We start from the raw sequence: 17,180 nt of genomic DNA on the forward strand, positions 1-17,180 counted from the left end.
TGGTTGAGGTGCCGGTGGTGCCGGTGGAGCCGGGTCCGGTGGTTGAGGTGCCGGTGGTGCCGGTGGAGCCGGGTCCGGTGGTTGAGGTGCCGGTGGTGCCGGTGGAGCCGGGTCCGGTGGTTGAGGTGCCGGTGGAGTCCGGCCGGATGCCCTCCTCGGAGCGGGAACCATCCGGCGTGGCCATCACACAGGCCGGCCCGCAGGCTTTGTCCGGGGGCCTCGCTGGCAGAAACCCAGGGTACGGTGTCCAGACTGCGGCGGCTGTTTCGCCTTCCGCCGCTCCCCTAATGGCTGGCCTGGCCGTCCTGCTCCTCGCCTGCTCGGCGGTGGCTACCCGTACGACCATGCGGTGGGGGCGGCGGCGCACCAGTGGCACGTAGAGAGGGTCCTCCCGCATCCTGAGACGGATTGCCCAGCATATGGATCAGTTGGCTACCCTGAAATTATGAGCGCTTCCATTGATCTTGCAGTCATTCCCGGCGACGGCATCGGGCCGGAGGTTATCGCCGAGGCCGTCAAAATCCTGGAGAAGGCGGTGGCCGCGGAGGGTGTCGAGCTCAAGCAGACCCACTACAAGCTCGGCGCCGAGCACTGGCTGGAAACGGGCGAAACGCTGCCGGATGAGGTCCTGGGGGACCTCCGCACCCGGGACGCCATCCTCTTCGGCGCGGTGGGCGCGGCCCCCGGCGATACCCGCATTCCTTCAGGCATCATTGAGCGCGAGATGCTGCTCAAGCTCCGCTTCAGCCTGGACCACTATGTGAACCTCCGCCCCTCACGGCTGTACGGCACGGTGGGCAGTCCGCTGGCCAACCCCGGCACCATCGATTTCATTGTGGTGCGCGAAGGGACAGAGGGCCCTTACGTGGGCAACGGAGGCAGCCTTCGCGCCGGCACCCCGCACGAGGTGGCCACCGAAGTGTCCCTGAACACCGCGCACGGCGTGGAGCGCGTGGTCCGTGATGCCTTCCGCCGCGCCAGCGCCAGGGAGCGCAAGCACCTCACACTGGTCCACAAGCACAACGTCCTGGTCTACGCCGGCCACCTGTGGAAGCGCACCGTCGAGGCCGTGGCCCAGGAGTTCCCCGAGGTCACGCACGACTACCTGCACGTTGACGCCGCCACCATCTTCATGGTCACCGAGCCGTCCCGGTTCGACGTGATCGTTACCGACAATCTCTTCGGCGACATCCTCACGGACCTCGCAGCCGCCATCACCGGGGGCATCGGACTGGCCGCATCAGGCAACATCAACATGGACCGCACCGCACCGTCGATGTTCGAGCCGGTCCACGGATCGGCTCCGGACATCGCCGGCCAGGGCAAAGCGGATCCGACGGCGGCAATCCTGTCCGCGGCGCTCCTTTTGGACCACTTGGGCTACTCCGCAGCTGCGCAGAAGATCGAAGCGGCAGTGAGTGCCGACGTCGAAAGCCGGACCGGTGCTGCGCGTACGACCGCCCAGGTGGGCGACGCGATCGCAGCCGGGCTCTGACCGTACGAACGCGTGCGGCAACGGGCGTAAGCTTGTCTCGAATCACCAAATGCCGCCCGCCGTTCAGCGCTGAACCGCCGGCGGCCGATCGTGGAGGAACCATGACTCAGACTGCCCCTGGCGTCGAATTCACCCAGCTGCCTTCGGCCAACCCGAAGTCCGCCGAAGAGCGTGCAGCCATCCTGGCGAACCCGGGATTTGGCAACCACTTCACCGACCACACCGCAATCGTCGACTACAGCGTGGACGAGAACGGCAACGGCGGCTGGCACAACCCCCGGGTCGAGGCCTACGGACCCATTACGCTTGACCCTTCGGCGGCCGTCCTGCACTACGGGCAGGAGATTTTCGAGGGGCTCAAGGCCTACCGGCACGCGGACGGCTCCATCTGGACGTTCCGTCCGGAAGCAAACGCGGCCAGGCTGAACAAGTCCGCCCGGCGGATCGCCCTGCCTGAACTGCCGGCCGAGTACTTCCTTGGCGCCATCCGCGAACTCGTGGCCGCCGACAAGGAATGGGTTCCCTCCGGCGACGGCGAAGCACTGTACCTGCGCCCGTTCATGATCGCCACCGAGGCGTTTCTGGGCGTCCGGGCCGCCCGCGAGGTTTCCTTCCGCGTCATCGCCTCACCGGCAGGCAACTATTTCGGCGGCGAGCTGAAGCCCGTGTCCATCTGGATCTCCCGAGAGTATGCCCGCGCCGGCCGCGGCGGTACCGGTGCTGCCAAGTGCGGCGGCAACTACGCCGCCTCGCTCATCGCCCAGCAGGAGGCCGAGGCCAACGGCTGCAAGCAGGTGCTCTTCCTGGACCAGTTCAACGACAACGCTGTTGAAGAGCTCGGCGGCATGAATGTCTTCTTCGTCATGAAGGACGGCTCGCTCGTGACGCCGGCGCTCAGCGGGACCATCCTCGAGGGCGTCACGCGCATGTCCGTCATCCAGGTGGCCCAGGACATGGGCCGGGAGGTCGCCGAACGCAAGATCACCCTCGACGAGTGGCGCGAGGGGGTTGCCTCCGGCGACATCGCCGAGGTGTTCGCCTGCGGGACCGCCGCCGTCATCACGCCCATCGGCGTGCTCAAGGACGCCACCGAGTTCATCGGATCCGAAGACGCCAAGGCCGGGGAGACGACCATGGCCATCCGCGAGCGCCTGCTGGGCATCCAGACCGGGACGTACCCGGACACCCACGGCTGGCTCACCCGCCTGGTCTAGCTGTCCCAGGCAACTCAAGCTATCCCAAGCAATGCGGGGTCACTCCTGCCGCTTCCCGGTGGCCGGGACGGCCGAAGTGACCCCGCATTGCGCTTAATTTGGGAGGATTGCCTGGTGAGCACTGCACCGACTCCGGCCCTGCGGCGGGCCACACCGTCCGCTGGCTACATCCTTGCACCGAACCCGGGCCCCATGAGCCTGGAGGGGACCAACTCGTACGTTGTGCGGGCTCCCGGACACCCCACCGCGGTGGTGGTGGACCCCGGCCCGGCGGATGAAACACATCTGCAGGCCCTTGCCGGGGCCGGCCCGGTGGAGCTCATCCTCATTACCCACCGCCACGCGGACCACACCGCCGGGGCGCCCCGGCTCCACGAACTGACCGGCGCGCCCGTCCGTGCCGCTGATCCCGCGCATTGCCACGGCGGCCCGCTGCTGGCGGCGGGGGAACGCATCCAGGCCGCCGGGCTGGAGATCGCGGTGGTTCCCGCCCCGGGCCACACCTCCGATTCGATGTGCTTCCACCTCCCGGATGACGGCCCTGCGGGCTCCGTGCTGACCGGCGATACGATCCTGGGGCGCGGCACCACTATGCTGGATTATCCGGATGGGACGCTGGGCGACTACCTGGCCACGCTGGCCCGCCTGGAGCGGCTGGGGCCGGCGGCAGTCCTGCCCGCCCACGGTCCGCCGCTGCCGTCGCTTGAAGGTAGTGCCCGGGACTACCTCCGCCACCGGGAGGATCGCCTGGTGCAGATCCGCGCTGTCCTGGGCCGGCTGGGCCGGGACGCGTCCGTGGGTGAGGTCACCGACGCCGTGTATGCCGACGTCGGACGTTCAGTCAGGCGCGCGGCTGAAACGTCGGTCGCGGCCCAGCTTCACTACCTGCGCAGCGAAAGCGGGACGGTAGGGTAGGAGCCATGCGTATTGCCAGGTTTGTAGTCGATTCCGATCCCCTCTACGGCATTGTGGAAGGCGAGCCGGGCAGTGAGGAAATCACTGTCATCCACGGCGACCCGTTCTTTAATGGCGTGGAGCGCACCTCCGTCCGCCACAAGCTCGAAGACGTTCGCCTGCTGGCTCCGATCATTCCGCGCAGCAAGGTGGTGGGCGTCGGCCGCAACTTCGTGGAACATGCCCGCGAGCTGGGCAACGACGTGCCGGCGCAGCCGCTGCTCTTCCTGAAGCCGAACACCTCCGTGGTGGGCCCGAACGACCCGGTGGTCCTGCCCGAGTTCTCCGAGGAAGTCTCCTTCGAGGCCGAACTGTGCGTGGTCATCGGACGTATCTGCAAGGACGTCCCCGAAGACCGTGTGGATGATGTGATCTTCGGCTACACGTGCGGCAACGACCTCACCGCCCGCGACGTCCAGAAAACCGACCTGCAGTGGGCCCGCGCCAAGGGCTTCGACACCTCCGCCCCCCTGGGCCCCTGGATCGAAACCGACCTGGACACCGAGGACCTTCACATCCAGGGCCGGCTGAACGGCGAACTGCGCCAGGACGGCAGCACCAGCCAGATGATCCGCGGAGTCCGCGAAATTGTGTCCATCGTGTCGCAGGCCTTCACGCTGCTGCCCGGCGATGTCATCATGACCGGCACCCCGGCCGGGGTTGGACTGGTCAGCGCGGGGGACCGCTTCGAGGTGGAGATCGAGGGAATCGGGCGGCTGTCCAACCCGATTGTCCGCCGCTAGGGACGCCGGGCGCGCGAAGAGCGGAGGCATGCAGGCGGTAAAGTTGAAGCCACTATGACTATCGCTTCCCCGTCGCCTGCTGCCTCCATCCCGCCCGTTACCGCGGAGACCCCGGTCCGCGTCCGGTTCTGCCCGTCGCCCACCGGAACCCCGCACGTCGGGCTGATCCGCACGGCGCTGTTCAACTGGGCGTACGCCCGGCATACCAAGGGCACCATGGTGTTCCGGATCGAGGACACCGATTCGGCCCGCGACAGCGAGGAAAGCTACCACCAGCTCCTGGATGCGCTGAAGTGGCTGGGCATCGACTGGGACGAGGGTGTTGAGGTGGGCGGCCCGCATGAGCCGTACCGCCAGTCCCAGCGCAGCGGCATCTACCAGGACGTCATCCAGCGGCTGCGGGACGGCGGATTCATCTACGAGTCCTACTCCACCCCGGAGGAGATCGAAGCCCGTCACCGTGCCGCCGGCCGCGATCCCAAGCTCGGCTACGACGGCTTCGACCGCCACCTGACGGAGGAACAGCTCGCCCAGTTCAAGGCCGAGGGCCGCCACGCTGTGCTGCGGCTCCGGATGCCTGACGAGGACATCACCTTCACGGACCTGGTCCGCGGCGACATCACCTTCAAGGCGGGGTCCGTGCCTGACTTCGCCGTGGTGCGGGCCAACGGCGCGCCGCTGTACACGCTGGTCAACCCCGTGGATGACGCCCTCATGGGCATCACCCACGTCCTGCGGGGTGAGGACCTGCTCAGCTCCACCCCGCGGCAGATTGCCTTGTACCGGGCACTGTACGCCGTGGGCGTTGCAGAATACATGCCGGAGTTCGGCCACCTGCCGTACGTCATGGGCCAGGGAAACAAGAAGCTTTCGAAGCGCGACCCCGAATCGAGTCTCTTCCTGCACCGGGAGCGGGGCTTCATCCCTGAGGGCCTGCTGAACTACCTGTCGCTCCTGGGCTGGTCGCTCAGCGCGGACGAGGACATCTTCACCGTTGAACAGCTGGTGGAGCATTTCGACATCCATGACGTGCTGGGCAACCCTGCGCGCTTCGACCTGAAGAAGGCCGAGGCGATCAACGGCACGCATGTCCGCATGCTGGCGCCGGAGGTGTTCCGGGAACGCCTGGTCCCCTACCTGCGGGCGGCGGACCTGGTGGGGGAGATCCTCACGGACCGGCAGGAAGAGATCCTCACCGAGGCGGCTCCGCTGGTCCAGGAACGCATCACCCTCCTGGGCGAGGCCCCCGAGATGCTGGCATTCCTGTTCAAGGCCGACAACGCCGTGGATGTCGCCGATGATGCACGCAAGGGCCTGCCCGAAAACCTCGACGAGGTGCTTGACGCGGCTATCGCCGCCCTGGAGCCGGAGGAGGACTGGACTGCCGAGAACCTCCAGTCCGCGCTCAAGCAGGCGCTCGTGGAGGACCTTGGCCTCAAGCCCCGCCTCGCGTTCGGCCCGGTCCGCACCGCCGTATCAGGCCGCAGGATTTCGCCCCCGCTGTTCGAGTCCATGGTGATCCTGGGTAAGGAGTCCTCCCTCGCCCGGCTCCGCGCCTTCCGCGGCTGATGACTGCCACCAGCCAGATGCCCGGCTCCGTGCTGCAGACCCCCTTTGGCGCGGTCCACGGCGTCCTGTTCGACATTGACGACACGCTTGTTGATCTCGAATACGCCATGACCACCGCCCTCCGCGAGGTCAGCGAACACCTGCTGCCGGGCCTGGACCAGGCCGGGTGGGCACGGTTCGGCCGCATCTTCACGCACGAAACCACGCACTACTACGACCGCTACCTGGCCGGCGAGCTGACCTTCAACGAGCAGCGGCTGCTGCGCGGCCGTGCGGCGCTGGGGCACTTCGGCGTGGAACTCGGCGAGGGCGAAGAATCCCACCGGTGGCTCAACGCCTACATGGAAAAGCAGCCCGCCTACGTCAAGCCGTTTCCTGACGTCCTGCCGTTCTTGGATCTGCTGGATGCTGCTGGCATACCGTACGGCGCCGTGAGCAACAACGTGCACGACTACCAGCGGGCCAAGCTGGACAGCGCCGGCCTGGAGCGGGTCACGCGGCTGGTTGGGACGGACACCGTCGGCGTGGCCAAGCCAGACCCCGCCATCTACCTCGAGGGCGTCAGGCTGCTGGGCACCGAACCCGGCGCCACGCTCTACGTCGGCGATAACCGCCTCCTCGACGCGGAAGGGTCGACGGCGGCTGGCTTGCTGGGCGTCTGGCTTAACCGGACGGGGGAGTCGGGGCAGGGGTACGACGGCGGAATGGTCGCCTCCCTGCCCGGGCTCCTCGCTTAGGCCCCGGCCGACGGCCGGCGGCGCTGGCGGACAGCCAGGGCTGCCAGCAGGATGATCACGGATCCGACGCCGCCCACCACCCACGGAGCGAGCGGCCGGCCGGAGCGTTCCAGCACGGCTGCCGGCGTCACCGCCGCAGCCCCCGAATACAGCTTGTCCGTCCCCTCTGCGATCTGGGCGTTGCCGGCGGCCAGCTTTCCGGCGCCGCTGGACAACTGGACCGAGCCGGCCGCCAGTTTCGTGTTGCCGGTGGACAGATCCGAGGCGCCTGCCGCGAGCGCCTGCGACCCGCGGAGCAACCCGGGGTTGTCCGGATCTGCCGGATCGCCCTTGATACCGGCGTTCAATGCTGCCGTGCTCTCGGCCAGCCGCGCAGTGCCGTCGGTCATGCGGGCGGAAGCCTTGATCAGGCCGGGCCGCTCGGGATTCCCCGGAACGCCGTCCATCCCCGTCCGGATCTTGGCGGTGCCGTCGGCAAGAAGCTCGATACCAAGGACCAGGCCCGGGCTGGCGGGATCCGTGCCGTTCAGCCTCCCGGCGAGGGTGGCGAAACCATCGGTGAGCTTTCCTGTGCCGGCATGAAGCTGGCCTGCACCCGCTTCAAGCTGCCCCGCGCCGGCCTGCAGACGGGATGCGCCTGCGTCCAGCCTCCGCGCGCCGTCGGTGATCGCGGCAATCTTGTCCTTGACCACGGAGAGCGGAACCAGGCCCTGGACCGGGTCCTGGGCGGCGGATTGGAGCAGCTCCAGGGCCTGCAGCAGGGCTGCCGTTCCGGTTCCCGCGGCGGGATCGCCGTTGACTCCCGGGTAGCCCTTAAGCTGGTCCGTGCCGGCTGACAGTGCCACTGCGCCGTCGGCCAGGCGCGCTGCGCCGGCATCGAGCTGGGTGGCACCGTCGGCCAGGTTGTTTGGTGCGGCACCCGAGGGGGTCGGGGTGAGGGCGGCCGACAACTGCCGGGCGCCGGCCGCGAGTCTTTGGGCGCCGTCGTCCACTTTGTAGACGCCTGGTGCGAGCTTGTTGTTGACATCGGCCTGGATCTTGGCGGCGCCGGTGGCCAGGTTCCGCGCGCCGGCCTGGAGCCTGTCTGCTCCGGGGGCCAGTTTCTGGCTGATGCCGGCGTGGATTTTCGCCGCGCCCGCGGACAGTTTGCCTGCGCCGGTATCCGCCAGGCCTGCCCCAGTGGCCAGCTTCTCGGCCCCGTTTTTGAGCTGCGCGGCTCCTGACGATGCCTTACTGGCTCCATCCCTGAGCTGGCTGGAGCCGTCAGTAATGCGCGAGGTGACCAGGCTGTAGAACGCCAGCAGGGCGATCAGAAGCAGGGCCAGAACGGCGATGGCGACGCGCTGGGCGCGGGACTGGAAAAGGTGTATCCGGGTGGCACGGCTTTGTGTCACGGTTGTTCCTCTCGGCAGTGGAGCCGACGGCAGCAGTGCCGCAGACTGTCCTTCCCCGGCGGGCATGGGACTGTCAATCGCCGGACAAAGTTGGTTACCCATCAGTAACCTACCGAGAGTAAACTTAGCTGCCGGGATATGGCAAGCGCCCTCTGCTGTCGGACCAAGCCAGCGAAGGGCCCGGCCTGAGCCCGGGGCATGCCGATTTGTGCAAAGCCCAAAGTCTCGGGTAAAGTAATTTCTCGTGCTGAGGCGCACGGAGCGGGGCAAATACCCTGAAAACCGGCCCGAAAGTGCCATTGGGATATGGTGTAATTGGCAACACTACGGTTTCTGGTACCGTCATTCTAGGTTCGAGTCCTGGTATCCCAGCGCTTGGTTTACAGCCACCATCCGGCTGCAAAACAGGGCAGTTTCAAGCGGTTCGCCGATTTGAAACTAGAGCAAAGTGTGTGAAACAATCACTGAGCTTGACCGGCGGAAACGCTGGCGAAAGTACACGGCCCCATCGTATAGCGGCCTAGTACGCCGCCCTCTCACGGCGGTAACGCGGGTTCGAATCCCGCTGGGGTCACCATCGAAAATGGTCCCGGGCAGACGCCCGGGGCCATTTTTGTTTTCCGGCAACTCCCGGTCGCCCGCCGGACTGAACTGGCATGATGAACATGTGACGTCTCAGAACGGGCCGGGCCCGCACCACCAGCCGGAGCAGCCATCCCAACCGGACCGCCGCAGCGCCGCCGCAGTGGAGCTCCTTGAAGACGTGCGCGCAGGGCTCCGCGCTGTTGAGCTTCCCCTGGCCCTGCCCGGGTCGGAGCAGGCCAGGCGGGAGGCCGCTGCAGCCGCGGCGCAGCTGGACGACTACATCCTGCCCCGTTACCGCAGCCTGGACGCGCCGTTGCTGGCCGTCGTCGGCGGTTCCACGGGCGCCGGAAAGTCCACGCTGGTCAATGCCCTGGCAGGCCATCCAGTCACGCGGGCGGGTGCTATCCGGCCCACCACCCGCCAGCCGATCCTCCTGCATCACCCTGCCGAGGGAAACTGGTTCGAGGGCCAGCGCGTGTTGCCGGGACTCAGCCGCATCCGCGGAAGCCTGGACAGCGGCCGGCTGCCCGGCGGCGACGTCCCCGCGGAGGAGGCCGCGGCGTCGTCCCTGATCCTGCTGGCCGAACCTGCGGTCCCCGCCGGGGTTGCCATCCTCGACGCGCCGGACGTGGACTCAATCTCCGATGAAAACCGGAGGCTGGCCGGTCAACTGCTCGCCGCTGCAGACCTTTGGGTCTTCGTCACCACGGCGAACCGGTATGCGGATGCCGTGCCATGGAAGCTGCTCGTTGACGCCGCCTCCCGCGACATCATGGTGGCGATCGTGCTGGACCGGGTCCCGCCGGGCGCCGAGGAAGAGGTCAGTGCCGACCTGCGCGGACTCCTGGACCGTGAGGGGCTGGGCGGGGCTCAGCTGTTCGTCGTCCACGAGACCGCCCTCGGTCCGGCGGGGATGCTGCCTCCGGATGCTGCGCGCCCCCTCCGAATGTGGTTGGAGGAACTGGCCGCGGACGCCGTCGGCCGTTCCGATGTTGCCCGACGCACCCTCAACGGGGCTGTCCGGGCCCTGGCGGAAAGGGTGACCGGCGTCGCCGGGGCACTTGAGCAGCAGGAGGCGGCTGCGGCCAGCCTCGAAGCGGATGCAACCGCCGCCTATGGCGATGCCGTCCGGAGGATTATGGAGGCGACCAGAGACGGCGCGCTGCTCCGAGGCGAAGTGCTGGCACGCTGGCAGGATTTCGTGGGCACCGGGGAGTTCTTCCGGGCGCTCGAGCAGAACGTGGGCCGGTTCCGCGACCGGCTCGGTGCCTTCTTCCGGGGTGAACCGACGCCCGCGGTGAAGGTGGAAACCGCCATCGAGACCGGGCTCCAGGCCGTCATCCTTGACGAAGCGGCAACCGCGGCGGAAGAGACAGACCAGCGCTGGCGGTCGGACCCGGCCGGTCGGAACCTGCTGGGCACGGCGGACCTCTCGGGCGCAGGCCCCGGGTTCGCTGAACAGGCAGCTGCCGAGATCCGCGGCTGGCAGGCGGGACTGATGGAACTGATCCGGACCGAGGGACAGGGTAAGCGCACCCAGGCGCGCTGGCTGTCCTTTGGCGTCAACGGCCTCGGCGCTGCACTCATGATCGTCGTGTTCTCCATGACCGCTGGGCTCACGGGGCTGGAAATCGGCATTGCCGGTGGGACCGCCGTGGTGGGCCAGAGGCTCCTGGAGGCCGTCTTCGGCGAGGACGCAGTCCGCAGGATGGCAGCGACGGCCCGGGACGACCTGGCGGTCCGCTGCCGCCGGCTCCTGGACGGGGAGAAGCAGAGGTTCCTCACCCTCCTGCCGGCCGGTGACCCCAAGGTAGCCGGCGCCCTGTCAGCGCAGGCGTCGGCGCTCGCCCGGTTGGCGGCAGCAGCATGAGCCGCCACAGCGGCGCCAGGGAAACCACCCGCCTGGATCGCCGCCTGGAGGCCCTGAATGACGCCCGCGAGCTCGGGGGAGGGGTGCTCCCGGACGAAGCGCTCGACGGCGTCCTTGAAGTACTGGAACGTGCCAGTTCACGCCGTTCCCTGTCCGGGGACCACACCGTGGTGGGATTCTTTGGTGCCACCGGCAGCGGCAAGTCTTCACTTTTCAACGCCGTCAGCGGGGCGGAAATTGCGACGGCGGCCGCCCGCCGCCCCACGACGTCGGAACCTTTGGCGGGGGTCTGGGGCAGCGCAGGCAGCGAGCCCCTGCTTGACTGGCTGGAGGTGCGCCAGCGCCATCATGCCGCACCGGTGGACGGCTTCGCTGACGGAGACACCGGGCTCATCCTGCTGGACCTCCCGGACTTCGATTCGACCAGGGAAGCGAACCGCGAAGTGGTCCGGCGCATGGTGGGCCTGGTGGATGTGCTGGTGTGGGTGCTGGACCCGCAAAAGTACGCGGACGCCGCGGTGCACCAGGATTTCCTGGCCCCGTTGGCCTCCCACGGCGCTGTGACCATGGTGGTCCTGAACCAGGTGGACCGCCTGCCCGGGCAGGACGTCCAGCCGGTCCTTGCATCGCTGCGCGGCATTCTGGCCCGGGACGGGCTGCCGGGGGTCCAAATCATGGCGGCTTCCGCGCTGACTGGCACAGGGGTCCAGGACGTCCGGACGGCCATCCGGCGGGCAGCCGTGCAACGAAAAGCGCAAGCCCAGCGGCTTGCCGCGGATGTCACCAGGGCTGCAGAGCTATTGGGGAAGGCCTCCGGTGACGGCGAGGCCGCCGGTATCAAGGCGGCCTCCAGGTCCCGGCTCGCAGACGAGCTGGCGACGGCGGCCAACGTGCCTGTGGTGGTCCGTGCAGTAGCGGCTTCCTACCGGCTTGAGGCCACCAGGAGGACCGGCTGGCCGGTGACGCGCTGGCTGTCCCGCTTCAGGCCGGACCCACTGCGCCGGCTCAACCTCCGCAGCAACGCGCCGGCCGAGCTGAACCGGAGCTCGCTTCCGGCGGCCGGCGCACCGGAGCGCGCCAGGGCGGACGCCGCCGTGCGCGACTTCGCCGATGCTGCCAGCGCCGGCGCACCGGGACCCTGGCGTGCGGCGATCCGCGGCGCTGCCAGGGAAGGCCGGGAACGCCTGCCCGATGCACTGGACCAGGCCATCGCGGGCACGGACCTCGCTGCCAACCGCCGGTCCTGGTGGTGGCAGGTCTTCAACGTGGTGCAGTGGCTGGCACTGATGACGGTCCTGGGCGGCCTCGGCTGGCTCGGCGTCCTCGCCGGACTCGGGTACCTGCAGCTTCCCGTTCCGGAGGTGCCACTGGTGGAGGGCTGGCCTGTGCCTACCCTGATGATCGTGCTGGGAGTGGTGTTGGGCATCGTCCTTGCACTCTCCGGGCGCTTCATTGCCGGGGCAGCAGCTCGTTCGCGTGCCCGCAAGGCACGACGGCGGCTGCACGCGGCCGTCGCAAAGGTCGCCGGGGAGCTTGTGGTCGAACCCGTGGACGCCGAGGTGCGCAGGCTCCAGGCCTTCAACGCCGCGCTGGAGGCGGCGCGCTAAAGCGCTGCAGCTGCATCGCGGACCTTGATGAGGGTCCGCAGGTTACGGGTGGTGGTGGCAGCCTTGTACTTTGCCTTGGCCGAAAGCTTGCTGAATGGGCTGGCCAGGGTCCCGCCCGCCGGCGCCAGCCACGCCAGGGCCGCCGGGCCCAGCCGCTGCAGCGTCGTTGCCTCAAGGCCTGAGCCGGCGGCCTCGAGTTCGTCCAGCACGGCGGGATCGGAGGAGAGCGTGATGTAGGTGTGCGTGGCCTTGTCGTCAGCCGGGTAGGGGCAGGCGCCCACCAGTTCGGCCACGCGGGCCGCGTCCAGCACCACCACCCAGGCTTCGTAGCCAAAGGCACCGCGCAGGCATTTCTCCGCCTCCCGCTTCACGCCCGCGGCGTCCAGGCTACTGTTCAGCACGGCGTTTCCGGTGGCCAGGACTGTTTTCGCATCCGCAAAGCCGCAGTCCTGCAGCGCGCGGCGGAGGTCGGCCATTGTGATGTTGATCCCGCCCACGTTGATGCCACGGAGGAATACTGCGTAGCTACCCATGCCATCAGGGTAACGCTGCCCCCGTACCATCCCGCGTAGCAGTTAGTCGTTGTTCTTGCGCAGTGCCTCGGTGAGGATTCGGCCGGCGTTGCACACCACTTCGGCATGGAGCCTGCCCGGCTGCCGGGTCAGGCGCTCGATGGGGCCTGAGATTGAAACGGCGGCGATCACCCGGCCGGAGGGTCCGCGCACCGGTGCCGAGACTGAGGCGACCCCCGGCTCACGTTCGCCGAGGCTCTGTCCCCAGCCCCGCCGTCGTACGCCCGCCAGGACGGTAGGCGTGAAGCGGGCCGCCTGCAGGCCTTCGAGCAGGCGGTCGTGGTCCTCCCACGCGAGCAATACCTGGGCGGCTGAGCCGGCCTTCATGGACAGTTGGGTACCAACGGGGATGGTGTCGCGCAGGCCGATGGGGCGCTCGGCGGACGCAACGCACACCCGCCAGTCACCCTGGCGGCGGAAGATCTGGGCGCTTTCGCCGGTGGCGTCGCGCAGCTGCATGAGGACCGGGCCGGCGGAGGCGATCAGGCGGTCCTCGCCTGCAGCGGAGGCCAGTTCGACGAGCCGGCTGCCCAGGACAAAGCGGCCCTGGATGTCGCGGCTGACCAGGCGGTGGTGGACCAGGGCGAGGGCGAGGCGGTGGACAGTGGGCCGGGCGAGTCCGGTTGCTGCTACGAGTTGCGCGAGGGTGGTCGGTCCGGCTTCAAGCGCATCGAGCACCTGGGCCGCTTTATCAATGACACCGACTCCACTAGAATTGTCCATGTAATGATATTGCCGTCTCAATATCTGAGATGCAAATCTTTCGGCTGGCGCAGCGCGGAGCCGCCCTGCTTCAGTAGGACTAATCAAACGGAACTCGGTTTAAACGGGACTCTGTTCAATCGCGGGGAAGGGAGCTGGCCATGGCAAAGACATTGGCCGAGAAGGTCTGGGACGCACACGTGGTGCGCAAAGGCGACGGCGATGGAGCCAATGCCCAGCCCGACCTTCTCTTCATCGACCTGCACCTGGTCCACGAAGTCACGTCGCCCCAGGCGTTCGAGGGACTGCGGCTGGCGGGACGCCCGTTGCGGCGCCCGGACCTCACCATCGCCACGGAGGACCATAACACTCCCACCCTGGATATCGACAAGCCGATCGCTGACATCACCAGCCGCACCCAGATCCAGACGCTGCGCAACAACTGTGCGGAGTTCGGCGTCCGCCTGCACAGCCTGGGCGACGCGGAGCAGGGCATCGTCCACGTGGTGGGCCCCCAGCTTGGCCTCACGCAGCCCGGCATGACCGTTGTCTGCGGTGATTCGCACACCTCCACGCACGGCGCGTTTGGCGCCCTGGCCATGGGGATCGGTACCTCCGAGGTGGAGCACGTCATGGCGACCCAGACCCTGTCCCTGAAGCCGTTCAAGACCATGGCCATCAACGTCGAAGGAACCCTCCGCTCCGGCGTCACCGCCAAGGACATCATCCTGGCCGTCATCGCCAAGATCGGAACCGGGGGCGGGCAGGGCTACGTCCTGGAATACCGCGGATCAGCCATCCGGGCGCTGTCCATGGAAGCCCGGATGACCATCTGCAACATGTCCATCGAGGCCGGCGCCCGCGCGGGCATGGTGGCGCCGGACGAGACCACCTACGCGTATATGAAGGGCCGTCCGCACGCCCCCGAAGACGCTGAGTGGGATGCCGCCGTCGAGTACTGGAACACCCTGAGGACCGACGACGACGCCACGTTCGACGCACAGGTGGACCTGGATGCCGACACGCTGGAACCGTTCGTCACCTGGGGTACGAACCCCGGCCAGGGCGTCTCGCTGTCCGAGGCTGTCCCGTCGCCGGAGGACTTCGGCGACGAGAACGCCAAGGCTGCGGCCGAGCGTGCCCTGCAGTACATGGGCCTCCAGGCCGGCACGCCCATGAAGGACATCCGGGTGGACACCGTCTTCCTGGGTTCCTGCACCAACTCCCGCATCGAGGACCTGCGCGCTGCTGCGGACATCATCCGGGGCCGGCAGAAGGACCCCCAGGTCCGCATGCTGGTAGTCCCCGGTTCTGCCCGGGTCCGGCTTGAGGCCGAGGCTGAGGGCCTGGACCGCGTCTTCAAGGAATTCGGCGCCGAATGGCGGTTCGCAGGCTGTTCCATGTGCCTGGGCATGAATCCGGACCAGCTGGAGCCGGGGGAGCGCTGCGCCTCGACATCGAACCGCAACTTCGAAGGACGCCAGGGCAAGGGCGGCCGCACGCACCTCGTCTCTCCAGTCGTGGCCGCCGCTACTGCTGTCCGCGGCACGCTGAGCTCGCCGTCGGACCTTGAACCGGCACCCGAACCCGCCGCCATCCGTACCGACGCAGCCTAGGACACAGCCATGGAAAGATTCACCACCCACACCGGCATCGGCGTCCCGCTGCGCCAGAGCAACGTCGACACGGACCAGATCATCCCGGCCGTATACCTGAAGCGCATCACCCGGACCGGCTTCGAGGACGCCCTGTTCTCCGCATGGCGGAAGGACCCGTCCTTCATCCTGAACCAGGCGCCGTTCAATGCAGGGTCCGTCCTGGTGGCCGGGCCGGACTTCGGCACCGGTTCCTCCCGGGAACACGCAGTGTGGGCTCTGAAGGACTACGGATTCAAGGCAGTCCTGTCATCCCGGTTCGCCGATATTTTCCGGGGCAACTCGGGCAAGCAGGGCCTGCTCGCTGCGCAGGTGGCCCAGGACGACATCGAACTCATCTGGAAGGAACTCGAAAACGCGCCCGGAACCGAGGTCACGGTGGACCTGCAGTCCAAGACCGTGGTGTGCGGCAACATCGTGGCGCCCTTCGAGATCGACGACTACACCCGCTGGCGCCTGCTCGAAGGACTGGACGACATCGGCCTGACCCTCCAGCATGAGGCGGATATCACGGCCTACGAATCCCGTCGGCCTTCCTTCATGCCCACCACCCTGCCGGCACGCCATTCCTGAGCCTCACCGGGCTTCACCTGGCCGCCCGCGGTGATGGATGCCGGGCGGCTGCGGCTCGCGGCAGGCCGCCACGACCGTCCGCGGGCGGGGCTTATTTCGGTTCGGTAACACGACCTCCTATGCTTGGTTGGAGCCTTTGCAAGGATCTTTGGGGCGAGTCATCGTTAGGAAACCGGTAAATGAGTAGTGTTCTGACAATCCGCGGCGGCGTTCCGCTGGCCGGGCGCGTGAGTGTCCGCGGAGCGAAGAATCTTGTCCCCAAGGCGATGGTTGCTGCGCTGCTGGGCAACGAGCCCTCCGTGCTGCGCAACGTCCCCGAGATCAAGGACGTCGAAGTCGTCACGTCCCTGCTCCAGCTGCACGGTGTCACCGTCGCCAAGGACCCGGCCACCGGTGACCTTACCCTGGACCCGAAGCACGCCAAGACCGCGTCGAGTACCGCCATTGACGCCCACGCCGGCGATTCCCGGATTCCCATCCTGCTCTGCGGACCGCTGATCCATGCCATCGGCGAAGCCTTTATCCCGGACCTGGGCGGCTGCAAGATCGGCGACCGGCCGATTGATTACCACCTGGACGTCCTGCGCCAGTTCGGGGCCGTCGTCGAAAAGCGCCCCGGCGGCATCCACATTTCCGCCCCCAAGGGCCTGCATGGAGCCAAAATTTCCCTTCCCTACCCGTCCGTGGGCGCCACCGAGCAGGTGCTGCTGAGCGCCACCCGGGCTGAAGGCATCACCGAACTGTCCGGCGCCGCCACCGAGCCCGAGATTATCGACCTCATCGCCGTCCTGCAGAAGATGGGCGCCATCATTAGCGTCCAGACCGACCGGACCATCCGCATCGAAGGCGTCCGGGACCTTGGCGGCTACAACCACCGCGCGCTCTCGGACCGTAACGAGTCGGCTTCCTGGGCCTCGGCCGCGTTAGTGACCCGTGGCGACATCTTCGTGGAAGGCGCCTCCCAGCGCGACATGATGACCTTCCTGAACACCTACCGCAAGGTGGGCGGCGGCATGGACATCGGCGAAGACGGCATCCGCTTCTACCACCGCGGCGGCAAGTTGAACCCCCTGGTCCTGGAAACGGACGTGCACCCCGGCTTCATGACCGACTGGCAGCAGCCGCTGGTTGTGGCACTGACCCAGGCCGAAGGCGTGTCCATCGTGCATGAGACGGTCTACGAAAACCGGTTCGGGTTCACCGACGCCCTGATCCGGATGGGTGCCAGCATCCAGGTACACCGCGAATGCCTTGGCAGCGTCCCGTGCCGGTTCGGGCAGCGAAACTTCCTGCACTCGGCTGTCATTTCCGGACCCACGCAGCTCAAGGGCACGGACATCGACGTTCCGGACCTTCGGGGCGGCTTCAGCCACCTCATTGCCGCCCTGGCGGCCACCGGCACTTCCCGTGTCACCGGCATCGACATCATCAACCGCGGCTACGAGCGGTTCACCGAGAAGCTCGCCGGCCTCGGTGCGGACTTCGACATCTCGGCCAGGAAGTAACGGTA

General features: G+C 67.7%; 15 protein-coding genes and 2 tRNA genes. 14 read left to right on the top strand and 3 right to left on the bottom strand.

What is annotated here, in order from left to right; genetic code table 11:
• The 7 genes from ACFWIX_RS09745 to ACFWIX_RS09775 form a co-directional block, all read left to right on the top strand.
• On the top strand, positions 1-380 hold a 380-nt coding region (locus tag ACFWIX_RS09745), incomplete at its 5' end, for a hypothetical protein (RefSeq protein ID WP_377215928.1).
• 65 nt (positions 381-445) lie between these two features.
• A complete protein-coding gene (locus tag ACFWIX_RS09750; protein WP_377215929.1) occupies positions 446-1,495 on the top strand; it encodes a 3-isopropylmalate dehydrogenase in 1,050 nt (349 codons plus the stop codon).
• Positions 1,496-1,596: 101 nt separating this feature from the next.
• Positions 1,597-2,709: a branched-chain amino acid aminotransferase gene (locus ACFWIX_RS09755; protein ID WP_377215930.1), complete on the top strand. Its 1,113-nt coding sequence runs from the start codon at positions 1,597-1,599 to the stop codon at positions 2,707-2,709.
• A gap of 114 nt (positions 2,710-2,823) precedes the next feature.
• Positions 2,824-3,624: an MBL fold metallo-hydrolase gene (locus tag ACFWIX_RS09760; RefSeq protein WP_377215931.1), complete on the top strand. Its 801-nt coding sequence runs from the start codon at positions 2,824-2,826 to the stop codon at positions 3,622-3,624.
• A gap of 5 nt (positions 3,625-3,629) precedes the next feature.
• Positions 3,630-4,406 carry a fumarylacetoacetate hydrolase family protein gene (locus ACFWIX_RS09765; protein WP_377215932.1) on the top strand — a complete coding sequence of 259 codons (777 nt, stop codon included), beginning with the start codon at positions 3,630-3,632 and terminating at the stop codon, positions 4,404-4,406.
• Between the two features lie 54 nt (positions 4,407-4,460).
• The gene (gene gltX / locus ACFWIX_RS09770; RefSeq protein WP_377215933.1) at positions 4,461-5,975 is read left to right on the top strand and encodes a glutamate--tRNA ligase; all 1,515 of its coding nucleotides are present in this window, start codon (positions 4,461-4,463) and stop codon (positions 5,973-5,975) included.
• On the top strand, positions 5,975-6,712 hold the full coding sequence (locus ACFWIX_RS09775) for an HAD family hydrolase (RefSeq protein WP_377215934.1): 738 nt from the start codon (positions 5,975-5,977) through the stop codon (positions 6,710-6,712). The genes gltX and ACFWIX_RS09775 overlap by 1 nt, the downstream gene beginning before the upstream one ends.
• Here ACFWIX_RS09775 and ACFWIX_RS09780 read toward each other — a convergent pair.
• Positions 6,709-8,106: a hypothetical protein gene (locus ACFWIX_RS09780; protein ID WP_377215935.1), complete on the bottom strand. Its 1,398-nt coding sequence runs from the start codon at positions 8,104-8,106 to the stop codon at positions 6,709-6,711. The two genes, ACFWIX_RS09775 and ACFWIX_RS09780, sit on opposite strands and share 4 nt — an antisense overlap.
• 300 nt (positions 8,107-8,406) lie before the next feature.
• Here ACFWIX_RS09780 and ACFWIX_RS09785 point away from each other — a divergent pair.
• The 4 genes from ACFWIX_RS09785 (at position 8,407) to ACFWIX_RS09800 (ending at position 12,168) form a co-directional block, all read left to right on the top strand.
• Positions 8,407-8,478: transfer RNA gene (locus ACFWIX_RS09785), tRNA-Gln, on the top strand.
• 129 nt (positions 8,479-8,607) lie between these two features.
• Positions 8,608-8,683: transfer RNA gene (locus ACFWIX_RS09790), tRNA-Glu, on the top strand.
• A gap of 6 nt (positions 8,684-8,689) precedes the next feature.
• Positions 8,690-10,561, top strand: coding sequence for a dynamin family protein (locus ACFWIX_RS09795; protein WP_377215936.1), 1,872 nt, complete (start codon positions 8,690-8,692; stop codon positions 10,559-10,561).
• On the top strand, positions 10,558-12,168 hold the full coding sequence (locus ACFWIX_RS09800; RefSeq protein ID WP_377215937.1) for a GTPase: 1,611 nt from the start codon (positions 10,558-10,560) through the stop codon (positions 12,166-12,168). The genes ACFWIX_RS09795 and ACFWIX_RS09800 overlap by 4 nt, the downstream gene beginning before the upstream one ends.
• On the opposite strand, the gene ACFWIX_RS09805 is transcribed toward ACFWIX_RS09800, so the two are convergent.
• Positions 12,165-12,701 (bottom strand): DUF1697 domain-containing protein, encoded by a 537-nt coding sequence (locus ACFWIX_RS09805; RefSeq protein WP_377215938.1) that lies wholly within the window; start codon positions 12,699-12,701, stop codon positions 12,165-12,167. The genes ACFWIX_RS09800 and ACFWIX_RS09805 overlap by 4 nt on opposite strands.
• 42 nt (positions 12,702-12,743) lie before the next feature.
• Positions 12,744-13,463 (bottom strand): IclR family transcriptional regulator, encoded by a 720-nt coding sequence (locus ACFWIX_RS09810; protein WP_058266868.1) that lies wholly within the window; start codon positions 13,461-13,463, stop codon positions 12,744-12,746.
• A gap of 140 nt (positions 13,464-13,603) precedes the next feature.
• Between ACFWIX_RS09810 and leuC the strand changes: the two genes are divergently transcribed.
• From leuC to murA, 3 genes are all read left to right on the top strand, one after another.
• Positions 13,604-15,058: a 3-isopropylmalate dehydratase large subunit gene (gene leuC, locus ACFWIX_RS09815; protein ID WP_377215939.1), complete on the top strand. Its 1,455-nt coding sequence runs from the start codon at positions 13,604-13,606 to the stop codon at positions 15,056-15,058.
• Between the two features lie 9 nt (positions 15,059-15,067).
• Positions 15,068-15,670 carry a 3-isopropylmalate dehydratase small subunit gene (gene leuD / locus ACFWIX_RS09820; protein ID WP_377215940.1) on the top strand — a complete coding sequence of 201 codons (603 nt, stop codon included), beginning with the start codon at positions 15,068-15,070 and terminating at the stop codon, positions 15,668-15,670.
• 179 nt (positions 15,671-15,849) lie between these two features.
• On the top strand, positions 15,850-17,175 hold the full coding sequence (gene murA, locus ACFWIX_RS09825) for a UDP-N-acetylglucosamine 1-carboxyvinyltransferase (RefSeq protein ID WP_377215941.1): 1,326 nt from the start codon (positions 15,850-15,852) through the stop codon (positions 17,173-17,175).
• Positions 17,176-17,180 lie beyond the last annotated feature (5 nt).

Source organism: Pseudarthrobacter sp. NPDC058362 (assembly GCF_042723515.1).
Lineage (GTDB): Bacteria > Actinomycetota > Actinomycetes > Actinomycetales > Micrococcaceae > Arthrobacter.